Origin of the sequence: Streptomyces sp. NPDC001634 (assembly GCF_040298185.1) — a bacterium.
Classification (GTDB): Bacteria; Actinomycetota; Actinomycetes; order Streptomycetales; family Streptomycetaceae; genus Streptomyces.
This window is the reverse complement of record NZ_JBEOZU010000164.1, coordinates 1-10,405: the sequence shown is the minus strand read 5'-3', so window position 1 is coordinate 10,405 and position 10,405 is coordinate 1. Positions and strand designations below refer to the sequence as shown.

9 protein-coding genes are annotated in these 10,405 nt (G+C 72.2%); 8 read left to right on the top strand and 1 reads right to left on the bottom strand.

Features of this window, described 5'->3' with window-relative positions:
• The 7 genes from ABT186_RS46365 to ABT186_RS46335 form a co-directional block, all read left to right on the top strand.
• Nucleotides 1-1,307: hypothetical protein (locus ABT186_RS46365; protein WP_351930435.1), on the top strand; the 1,307-nt coding region annotated here is incomplete at its 5' end.
• A 195-nt stretch (nucleotides 1,308-1,502) separates the two neighbouring features.
• Nucleotides 1,503-2,006: an SH3 domain-containing protein gene (locus ABT186_RS46360; protein ID WP_351930433.1), complete on the top strand. Its 504-nt coding sequence runs from the start codon at nucleotides 1,503-1,505 to the stop codon at nucleotides 2,004-2,006.
• A 226-nt stretch (nucleotides 2,007-2,232) separates the two neighbouring features.
• The gene (locus tag ABT186_RS46355) at nucleotides 2,233-3,036 is read left to right on the top strand and encodes a helix-turn-helix domain-containing protein (protein ID WP_351224379.1); all 804 of its coding nucleotides are present in this window, start codon (nucleotides 2,233-2,235) and stop codon (nucleotides 3,034-3,036) included.
• 172 nt (nucleotides 3,037-3,208) lie between these two features.
• The gene (locus ABT186_RS46350) at nucleotides 3,209-3,814 is read left to right on the top strand and encodes a hypothetical protein (protein ID WP_351224377.1); all 606 of its coding nucleotides are present in this window, start codon (nucleotides 3,209-3,211) and stop codon (nucleotides 3,812-3,814) included.
• Between the two features lie 352 nt (nucleotides 3,815-4,166).
• Nucleotides 4,167-6,047: a phosphatidylglycerol lysyltransferase domain-containing protein gene (locus ABT186_RS46345; RefSeq protein ID WP_502973540.1), complete on the top strand. Its 1,881-nt coding sequence runs from the start codon at nucleotides 4,167-4,169 to the stop codon at nucleotides 6,045-6,047.
• A gap of 144 nt (nucleotides 6,048-6,191) precedes the next feature.
• Nucleotides 6,192-7,205 carry a permease gene (locus ABT186_RS46340; protein ID WP_351224375.1) on the top strand — a complete coding sequence of 338 codons (1,014 nt, stop codon included), beginning with the start codon at nucleotides 6,192-6,194 and terminating at the stop codon, nucleotides 7,203-7,205.
• The gene (locus tag ABT186_RS46335) at nucleotides 7,202-7,987 is read left to right on the top strand and encodes a TIGR03943 family putative permease subunit (RefSeq protein WP_351930431.1); all 786 of its coding nucleotides are present in this window, start codon (nucleotides 7,202-7,204) and stop codon (nucleotides 7,985-7,987) included. The genes ABT186_RS46340 and ABT186_RS46335 overlap by 4 nt, the downstream gene beginning before the upstream one ends.
• Before the next feature lie 47 nt (nucleotides 7,988-8,034).
• Here the strand turns inward: ABT186_RS46335 and ABT186_RS46330 are convergent, their stop codons facing one another.
• Nucleotides 8,035-8,616, bottom strand: coding sequence for a TetR/AcrR family transcriptional regulator (locus ABT186_RS46330; RefSeq protein WP_351224461.1), 582 nt, complete (start codon nucleotides 8,614-8,616; stop codon nucleotides 8,035-8,037).
• Nucleotides 8,617-8,923: 307 nt separating this feature from the next.
• Between ABT186_RS46330 and ABT186_RS46325 the strand changes: the two genes are divergently transcribed.
• Nucleotides 8,924-10,375, top strand: coding sequence for an MFS transporter (locus ABT186_RS46325; RefSeq protein ID WP_351930429.1), 1,452 nt, complete (start codon nucleotides 8,924-8,926; stop codon nucleotides 10,373-10,375).
• Nucleotides 10,376-10,405 lie beyond the last annotated feature (30 nt).

Here is a 10,405-nt window from a genome sequence, read left to right as displayed (position 1 = left end):
CCGCCGACGCCGACCGCCCGCTCGCCGTCGCGGCCGCCCCCGCCGCCACTCCGACCGCGCTCGCCCGCCCGGGCGGCACCGGCGCGCGGGCCCGCCAGAGCGCGCTCAAGGTGAGTTCGTACGACCGTCATACCCGACGGGCCGTCATATCCCATACAAGCAAGGGCTCTTCCGCTCGGCCCGGTACGCCAACGGCAACCCCGTCCGGCACCCCGGGGAGTTCGGCCGAGCCGGGGCGGATCGCGGCAGGCGACGTCATCGCCAGCGCCCCCGCCCCCGGCGCCCCCGACGGCCTCCTCGCCAAGGTCACCAAGGTGATGGGCGAGACCGGCGACGGAACGGAGGTGCAGACCGCGCCGACCACCCTCGACGCCCTGCTCGGCGACGACAAGGCCAAGGGCACGGTGCCCGTCGACCCGGCGTCCTTCGACATCGAGCGGCTGCTGCCCGACGTGAAGGTCTCCTGGGCCAGGACGGGGAACATCCACTCCGGGCCCGAGGGCACGAAGGTCCCGCTGGGCAGCCTGCGCATCGACGTCCAGGCCGATGTGCCGACCCCGGCCGGCGCGCCGGTGTCGGGGGACGCCGCCGTGTCCGGGTACGTCCAGGTCGCGCCCGAGGTCGACTTCTCCTACGGCGGGGGCGGATCGGGTGCGGCCACGGCCCAGGCCGGGCCCGCGTCGGCGTACCTCGGCGTGTCGGGCGACTGGACCTCGCAGTGGTCCCTGAAGGGCCGTGCCGCGGCCTCCGCCAAGCCCGTGCGGCTGCCGTTCGCCAAGCTCCACGCTGATCCGGTCCTCCAGGTCGGCCCCATCCCCGTCGTGGTCAACCTCGATCTGACCTGCTACCTCGAGATCAGTGCCGACGGCAGTGCGACCGTCTCGATCGATCAGAACCTCAAGGGCGACTTCAAGGCGGGCGCCACCTTCGGCCCTGCCAAGGGCTGCACACCCGTGAACGAGTCGACCATGGCGAGCACCCCGGTCCGCACCTCCTTCACCGCCGCGGGGGACGTGAAGGCAACTCTCGGCGCACAGGCCACCGTCGGCCTGTACGGCGCCGTGGGCGTCACGGCCGACCTGGCCCCGTATCTGCGGGGTGAGGCCTCGGCGACCGCCACCGCGGCCGCGGGCTCGGGTGCCCGGCCCACCGCCGCCGCGGTCGGGTCCTGGGCGGTGTACGGCGGCGTCGACCTGAGCGGTGCGCTCCAACTCCAGCTGTCCGTCTTCGGCACGCCCGTCTTCCAGCGCACCATTCCCCTGGGCGTGTTGCACCGGGAGTGGAAGCTCGCGGGAGGCGGCGTGTAAGGGCGACACGCTCCGTAGTGCGCGCCCCGTGCGTCAAGACGCCGCGACGCCTTGACGCACGGGGCCCACTCGTCCGTCCCGTGGAACGTTCCGCCCATCCCTGGCACAGCGGGACGGAATTCCCGGCCGTCATGACGGAAACGCTGGCCGACGAGATCACCTTTCGTGATCGGCAACGTCAGCCCGGAGGTTTCCATGATTCGTCGGACACTGCAGAGCGGCCTGCTGGCCGCCGTCGCGCTGTTCGCGCTCGTGCCCACGGCGGCCGTCGCCGTCGCGGGCGACCAGGCCGCATCGGCGCCGGTCGTGGCGACGGTAGCGCACCGCCCGCACACACTGCTCCCCGTCCCCGCCCGGCACATGCCGGTCCGTCACTGCGCGCGGCGCGCCACGCGCTGCCACCACCATGCCCGTCACGCCGGCCGTGCCCATTACATGTCGCGAACCTCGTATCACCGCCGTTCCACCCGCGTGGTGGGGCGCGTCACCACGCGCTACATCTCCCTGAACGTCCGCTCCGGTCCCGGCTTCGGCTACCGCGTGATCGGCCACCGCCAGGTCCACGGACGGCTGCTGGTGGTCTGCAAGAAGCACGGCTCGTACGTCTTCGGGAACCGGCGCTGGTACAGGCTCGCGGGCGGCCAGGGGTACGTCTCCGCCCACTACGTGCGAACCCGGGGCGTCGTGCCCTGGTGCTGACGCGCCCATCCTCACCCTCACCTGAAAGGACGGCCTGCCCGGGCTTCCGCGCCTGCCGGGCAGGCCGTCGGCGCGCCCCGGGCCCGGCAACTCACCCTTCTCATACCGGTTCCGATGTGTGGCGCCACCACACTGCTGGGAACACATCCAGACAACCAGGGCGAACCGCCCAAACTGGAATCGGCGTTGAGGGACAGGTCATGCGACAGCCCCAAGGATCGAGACCGTGAAGTCCGGCGCAGCACGGACAGCGACGTCCAGCCCGCCGACGGCCACCCCGGCCGCGCAGGTGGACGACCCGTTCGTGAAGGAGCTGCGCGAACTCAAGGAGCGTACCGGTCTCAGTCTCGCGGCCCTTGCCGCACGCACCCCCTACAGCAAGTCCGCCTGGCATCGCTATCTCAAGGGCATACAACGGCCCCCTCGTTCGGCCGTGGAGGCGCTCGCCCGGCTCGCCGGCGCCGACCCTGCTTCCGTACTGGCCCTGTGGGAGGCGGCCGAACGTGCGCCGGCCGCGGACGCGCAGCCGCGCGAGACACCCACGGCGCGGCTCGTCCGCTCCCGGCGGGGGCCGCTGTCGGCGCTCGCCCTGATAGTCACCGTCGCCGGGGCGGCCGCCACCCTCGTCGTGACCGACCGCTCGGGTGTGCCGGGCGGTCGGCCCGCCGCGGCCTCGCCCCGGTGCCGGGGCGCGTCCTGTCAGGGGCAGCTGCCCGATGTCTCCGCCTGCAACCAGGACGCGCAGACCAAGAGCACGGTCCATGACGCCTCGTACGCCGTGCGGCTGGAGTACTCGCCGACCTGCCGTGCCGCCTGGGCCGAGGTCCAGGCGGAGGCGTCGAAGGCCCGCGTCATCTCCGTACGGTCGGGGCGGGACGTGCTGTCCGCGGCGTACCCGGGGGGCGGCTCCGGCGGCTGGGCGAGTCCCATGCTCACCGTGACCTCACCCAAAGGTGTGGAGGCGTGTGCCGAGGTGGACGGCAAGCTGGCCTGTACCGGCCTGGACGACGGATCCCCGCCGGAGCGCTGAACGCATGATCGGCCCGGGGTCGACGCCTGCCGTGCGCCACCTCCGGCGTCTTCCGGTGGCGGATGTCCTACATGTTGTAGGGTTTGGGGCGTCCGTCTGCCGGTCGGTGTCTGCCGGTTCGTTGTCGCCGATCGGGGGATCAGTGCAGGAGTCCGAGGAGCCGTCTCCAGCTGTGAGTGACCCCGTTTTCGAGCGGCTGGTGGACCGGGCCCTGGACTCCCCGGAGATCGCGGCCGCGATCGACGCCGCCGAGGACGGGGCGCGCGAGCGGCTGCGTGCGCCGGCCGTGGAGGCGCGCGAGGGCCTCGTCGGTGTCGCCGCCGCGGAGTACGAGCGTTACCTCACGCTGCGGGATGCCGCGCTCGACCGTGCCGGGCCGTCATGCGGCGACGGCCGGACGAAGGGCGGGTTCCTGCCCGTGCTCGCGGTGCTCGTACCCAGCCTCGGGGCCGCGGCCACGGGTGTGTTCCTGCTGTGCGGCTTCGGTCTGCGCGCCTTCGCCGTGCGCCCGCACATCGGCGACGGGCTCGTGATGGCCGGAGTGATCGCCGCCGCCGTGACGGCGGGAGCGGCCCTCGGGGATCTCGCCTGGCTCCTGGTGACGCGCAGACGGGGCCGCCGCGACGGCGACGGTCCCGGGGAGCGTGATCCCGAGGTGTGCCGCGCCCGTGAGGCGTGGGAACTCGCCGTGCTGGAGCGTGGGCTGGTGCCGTTCCTGCTGGAATGGATCGATACGGACCAGGGGCGAGTCGTGGGCGCGGAGGAGGGGTCCCAGTAGGGGAGAGAGGGCCCCTGGGGAGGAGAGGGCCCAGTGGGCGCGGCGTGGGCTTCCCGTACGGGTGAATCGGTCTTCGCCCCACCGACCCGTACGAGCCTGTCGCCGACGTCCCGTACGAGTCTGTGTCGCGAGCGCCGGTCTGCCCCATACTCGTCCTGCGCGGCCTCGTCCCGGGGCGACGGGTGGCGATGTCCTTGCCTGACTCCTACCCTCTGTGAGGTTCCTGTGACCCCTACGAAATGTAGGGTCGACGGGAGTGCCCGGGAGAACCAGGGGCAGACTGTCCCCCGCCCATGTGTCAGCTTCCGTCCACGCCGGTCGCTCCGGCCTCTCTTCAAGGTGAGTCATCGCGGTGCCCGCACAGCAACAAGCAGTGATCCCTCAGCAGCGCGCCCAGCGTCCGCAGGGTACGGACGAGGGGCGGCCCTCCCTTCTCGCGCGCCTGCGACCCTGGGCGGCCGCCGCCACGGTCTGGTACCTGCGGGTGCTTGCCCTGCTGAACATCGCCGCGGTCGTCTCGCTGCCTTTCCGCCGTGAGGTCGACGAGCACAACACCGGCCGGATCTTCGCCTCCCCCCACCACCGGTTCCACGCAGAGCACGCGGGTCAGTTCTTCACGCCGTACCTGGCCACCGCCGGCCTGGTCTCTGCGGCGCTCGCGATCTTCCTCGCCATGGTGATGCGGCGCAGGAAGCGGGCCGGCTGGCTCTTCAACATGCTGCTCGCCGGGCCGCTCTTTGTGCTCTACGCCCTCGCTCTCACCCAGAACCCGTACCGCGAGCACCTCTTCAACTGGGCCTCCGCGGGGCTCACCGGCCTGTTCGTGGCTGCGCTGATCATCAGCCGGAGGGAGTTCAACGCGGTCGGCGACCCCTCCAACCCGAAGCTGGCGCTTGCGGTCGGCGCGGGCGGCATCCTGGTCAGCGGCACGATCGGCACGCTGCTGGTCGGCATCACGGACAAGCTGCACGGCGCCACGCTGTTCGACAAGATCGCCTACACCCTGCTGCGCGGCGTCAGCGTAGGCCCGCTCGCGGACCGCGTCGACGCCGTGCAGGCGCCGCGCTGGGTGGACATCATCATCAACATCCTGATCGCCGCGACCTTCCTGCTCGTCCTGTACGCCCTCTTCCGCTCGCCCCGCGGCCGGGAGCTCCTCGGCGAGGAGGACGAGCAGCGGCTGCGTGCCCTGCTCGCCAAGCAAGGCGAGCGGGACTCCCTCGGCTACTTCGCCCTGCGCCGCGACAAGGCCGTGATCTGGTCCCCGAGCGGCAAGGCCGCGATCACCTACCGGGTCGTCGGCGGCGTCACCCTGGCCTCCGGTGACCCGATCGGCGACCCCGAGGCCTGGCCCGGCGCCATCGACGAGTGGTTGGAGGAGGCCCGCCGGCACGCCTGGACGCCCGCCGTCATGGGCGCCAGCGAGGAGGCCGGCACGATCTACGCCCGGCACGGCCTGGACGCCCTCGAACTGGGCGACGAGGCGATCGTGGAGGTCGCCGACTTCAGCCTCGACGGGCGCGCGATGCGGGTCGTGCGGCAGGCGCACAACCGGGTCCGCCGCGCCGGGTACACCGTGCACATCCGCCGCCACGGGGACATCCCCGAGTCCGACATGGCCACCCTGATAGAGAAGGCGGACCACTGGCGCGACGGCGGCAGCGAGCGCGGCTTCTCCATGGCCCTGGGCCGCCTCGGCGACCCGGCCGACGAAAACTGCATGATGCTGGAGTGCCGCGACAGCGAGGGCGAGCCACGGGCCCTGCTCAGCTTCGTCCCCTGGGGCGCGAACGGCCTGTCCCTGGACCTGATGCGGCGGGACCGCGGCTGCGAGAACGGTCTCATGGAGTTCATGGTCATCGAGCTGTTGCTGCGCGCCAAGGAGATCGGCATCGAGCGGGTGTCGCTCAACTTCGCCATGTTCCGCTCCGTCTTCGAACGCGGCGCGCGGCTGGGCGCCGGACCCGTCCTGCGGCTGTGGCGCTCGGTGCTGACCTTCTTCTCCCGCTGGTGGCAGATCGAGTCCCTCTACCGCGCCAACGCCAAGTACCGGCCGGTGTGGGAGCCCCGCTTCCTGCTGTTCGAGAAGAGCAGCGACATCCCGCGCATCGGCATCGCCAGTGCGCGTGCCGAGGGCTTCCTGACCGTGCCGAGCCTGCCGTCCCTCTTCGGCCGACGGCACACCCCGGCCACGCAGGGGCAGCCGCACCCGGCGTACGGAAAGAGTCAGTGAGCGCAGAGCCCAACAGCCGGTGAGCGGAGAGTCATCGAGCGGCAAAGTCCCGGGTCCGCGGTGAGACGCGGCCCCCGGGACGACGTACAGGAGGGGTGGGGGAAGCCCCCCGCGCCGCCCGCCCCTCCCGGAGGTACCCCGCCCGTGACGATCGTCAAAGCACCCCCGGCGCCGGTCGACCGGCGCCATGACGAGGAGACTCCGCAGGGCTGGCAGTTCAACTCCTCCCTCGGTCTGGTCCTCCTGCTGCTCGTTCTGGTCGTGGGGCAGGGCCCGATCCGGCGCGCGCTGGCCGCGCCGGTGATGCAGAGCTGGATGACCGTCTTCCTTGCGGTGGTCGTCCAGGCCCTGCCCTTCCTCGTCCTCGGGGTTCTGCTGTCGGCGGCCCTCGCGGTGTTCGTGCCGCCGTCCTTCTTCGCCCGCGCGCTGCCGAAGCGGCCCGCCCTCGCGGTGCCGGTCGCCGGGGTGGCCGGAGCGGTCCTGCCCGGCTGCGAATGCGCCTCGGTGCCGGTCGCCGGGGCGCTGGTGCGGCGGGGTGTCACACCCGCGGCGGCGCTGGCGTTCCTGCTGTCCGCTCCCGCGATCAACCCCATCGTGCTGACCGCCACCGCCGTGGCCTTCCCCCGTAACCCCGAGATGGTCCTCGCCCGGTTCGTGGCGAGCCTGCTGGTGGCGTGCGCGATGGGCTGGCTGTGGCAGCGGCTGGGGCGGACCGACTGGCTGAAGCCCCCGGACCGCGCGTCCTACGAGGGGCAGAGCAAGGGGGCCGCGTTCTGGGGTTCCGTACGGCACGACGTGATGCACGCCGGTGGGTTCCTGGTCGTCGGGGCCATGGCCGCGGCCACGCTCAAGGCCGTGGCACCGGCGAGCTGGCTGCGTACGGCGGCGGACAACCCGGTGGTGGCGGTCCTCGCGCTCTCGGTCCTTGCGGTGCTGCTGTCGATCTGCTCCGAGGCGGACGCGTTCGTCGCCGCATCGCTGTCCCAGTTCTCGCTCACCGCCCGGCTGGCGTTCCTCGTGGTCGGACCGATGATCGACCTCAAGCTGTTCGCGATGCAGGCCGGCACGTTCGGCCGCTCCTTCGCGCTGCGGTTCGCGCCCGCCACCTTCGTGCTGGCGATCCTGGTGTCGGTCCTGGTCGGGGCGGTGCTGCTGTGAACCGTCAAGCGCAAGCGGCCGTGCTGTTCCTGGTCGGCGGGGCGATGCTGCACGCCGGCACCACCAACCTGTATCTGCGCTACGTCAAGGCCGGACTGCAGCCGTTGCTGCTCGCGGCCGGGGCCGTTCTGATCGTCGCCGCGGGCGCCACCGTCTGGTACGAGCTGCGCGAGTCGCGGGCGGCCCGTAAGCACCAGGACGGGTCGGGGCCGCTCGACGAGCACGCGCAGCCCGGCGGGCACGACGGTCACGGTGACGAGCACGGCCACGGCCACCGCGAGACGCGGATCTCCTGGCTCCTTGTGCTGCCCCTGTTCGCGCTCATCCTGGTCGCGCCGCCCGCGCTCGGTTCGTACAGCGCCCTGCGCGCCGGAACGGCCCTCCAGCAGCCGCCGGCCTACCCGGCCCTGCCGTCCGGCGATCCGGTCAAGCTCGGCCTGGTCGACTACGCGGGCCGCGCCGCCTACGGCCACGGACGCTCGCTCGGCGGCCGCCAGGTCGAGATCACCGGCTTCGTCGCCCTCGACCGCGACGGTACGCCCTACCTCGTCCGTATGGCCCTCAACTGCTGCGCCGCCGACGCCCAGCCGGTCAAGATCGGTCTGTCCGGGAAACTGCCGCCCGTCCTGCAGCCCGACTCCTGGCTCGACGTCACCGGCACCTACACCGGCAAGCAGGCCAAGGACCCCGTCAACGGCGGGATCATCCCGTTCATCGATGTCATCCGGGCCAAGCCGGTCCCGACCCCGAAGGACCCGTACGACGAGAGCTGGAACCAGTAAGGGGGCCGATGCCGCCGGGGCGCGGGCTCGGCGGTACCAGGGCGACGTCAGTTCGCCGAGGCCCGTACCCCGTCCAGTGCCACGCGCAGCACCCGGTCCCGCTGGGCGTCGTCCAGGAAGTTCGTCGCCGTGATGCCGGCGACCATCCTCAGCAGATCGTCGAAGCCGATGTCCGTACGGGCCTCGCCGGCCTTCTGGGCCCGTTCGAACAGCGGACCGCCCGCCTGGTACATGGACTCACGGCAGGCCAGGAAGATGTCCGACTCGTCGTCCATCGCCTCGCGGATCGCCCGCTTGGTCACCGTGTAGCCCACGAACCGGCGCAGCCAGGAGGTGAGCGCCTCCCACGGATCCAGGACGGCGACCTCCTCGGCGACCCGGCACAGGTCGTTGACCTCACCCGCGTACACGCTCTCGAAGAGGTGGCGACGGGTGGGGAAGTTCCGGTACAGCGTGCCGATGCCGACGCCCGCGCGGCGCGCGATGTCCTCCAGGGACGCCTCCGCGCCGTTCTCCGCGAAGGCGTCGCGGGCGGCGGCGATCAGGGCGTCGTAGTTGCGGGCGGCGTCCTTACGGTGCGGCCGCTGGGACGCGACGATCTCGCTGACGGGGAACGGCTGAGCCGTCACTGCTGCCTCCCGGGGCTGGACGAGGTTGAAGCGGAGGTGCACCTCCGTTACAGTGGAGGGGTACCTCCACTTTAGCAGTCGGGGTGCGCTCGCCATGGACGCGTGCGGCCACACGCGGCGCCGGCGACCTCGTACCCCCTTGATCTGATACCGGGCCTGCGCCGTCCGCACCGCCCGTTCACCCATCCGCTCCGCGACCGCGCCCCCCTCGGCCGTCGGCGTACTTCGTGCTGCCCCCGTGGCGCCACCGAGTCCGCACGACCGTGCCCGCAGGACCGCGGCCGCACCTTGTTCGGAGAGGCTTTTGATGCCCGGGAAGTCCACCCGCCTCACCTTCGCGGTCCTCGCGACCGGTGCCGGCGTGTTCGCCATGCTGCAGTCGCTGATCGCGCCGGCCCTGCCGACCGTCCAGCACGCGCTGCACGCCTCGCAGTCCACCGCGACCTGGGTGATGACGGCGTATCTGCTGTCCGCCTCCGTCTTCACGCCGATCCTCGGCCGGGTGGGCGACCTCGTCGGCAGGAAACGCACCCTCGTCGCCGTGCTGCTGACCGTGCTGGCCGGCTGTCTGGTCGCCGCGCTCGCGCCGAACATCGGCGTGCTGATCGTCGCCCGGGCGATACAGGGCGCCGGCGGCGCGCTGTTCCCGCTGTCCTTCGGCATCATCCGGGACGAGTTCGCCCCGTCCGAGGTGAGCGGCAGCATCAGCAACCTGTCCGCCGTGATCGCGGCAGGCGGTGGCGTCGGCATCGTGGCGGCCGGCCCGATCGTGTCCGCGCTCGACTACCGCTGGCTGTTCTGGATCCCCGTCGCCGTCGTCGCCGTCACCACCCTGATCGCCCTGCGCTACGTGCCCGAGTCGCCCCACCGGGCCGAGGGACGCGTGAACTGGCTGGGCGCCGTCCTGCTGTCGGCGTGGCTGGTGGCTCTGTTGCTGCCGCTGAGCCAGGCGACCAGGTGGGGCTGGGGATCGGCCCGCGTGATCGGCCTGTTCGTCGCCGCCGTGGTGCTCTTCGCGCTGTGGCTGCAGGCCGAGGCGCGCTCCCGCACACCGCTGATCGACCTGCGCGTCATGCGGCTGCCCACCGTGTGGACGACCAACGCCGCAGCCCTGCTGTTCGGTGCGGGCATGTACTCGATCTGGTCCTTCCTGCCCGGCTTCGTCCAGACACCCGGCTCCGCCGGATACGGCTTCGGCGCGTCCGTCACCGCCTCCGGACTGCTCATGCTGCCGATGCTGGTCGCCATGTTCCTCTCGGGCGTCCTCAGCGGTCGTCTGGAGCCGGTGGTGGGAGCCAAGACGCTGCTCACGGCGGGTGCCGCGCTGGGCGCCTTCGCCTGTGGCCTCCTCACCCTCTGGCACGACCAGCGGTGGCAGATCGCCCTGGTCGCGGGAGTGTTCGGCTTCGGCATCGGACTGGCCTTCGCCTCGATGGCCAACTTGATCGTCGGCAGTGTCCCGGCCGAGCAGACCGGTGCCGCGACCGGTATGAACGCCAACATCCGGACGATCGGCGGCTCCATCGGCGCCGCCGTCACCAGCGTCCTGGTGACCGGGCGGCTGCAGCCCTCGGGCCTGCCCTACGCCTCCGGCTACACCCACGGCTTCGGCCTGCTGGCCGTGCTCTGCCTCGCCGCGGCGCTGGCAGCGCTGCTCGTCCCGGCCCGGCGCGCGGCCCGCGTCACCGGCGCCTCGCGCGCGACCTGTGACCTGGCCCGCACGGTGGGGGAGGCCGCGGGTGGGGGGGCCCGCGGCTGACGCAACGACGGCGGGGCGGCCACGGGTCCC

What these genes read in the sequence shown, in the direction of transcription:
- ABT186_RS46360 (WP_351930433.1), top strand. Translation starts at nt 1,503, where the DNA reads ATGATTCGTCGGACACTGCAGAGCGGCCTGCTGGCCGCCGTCGCGCTG.
- ABT186_RS46325 (WP_351930429.1), top strand. Translation starts at nt 8,924, where the DNA reads ATGCCCGGGAAGTCCACCCGCCTCACCTTCGCGGTCCTCGCGACCGGT.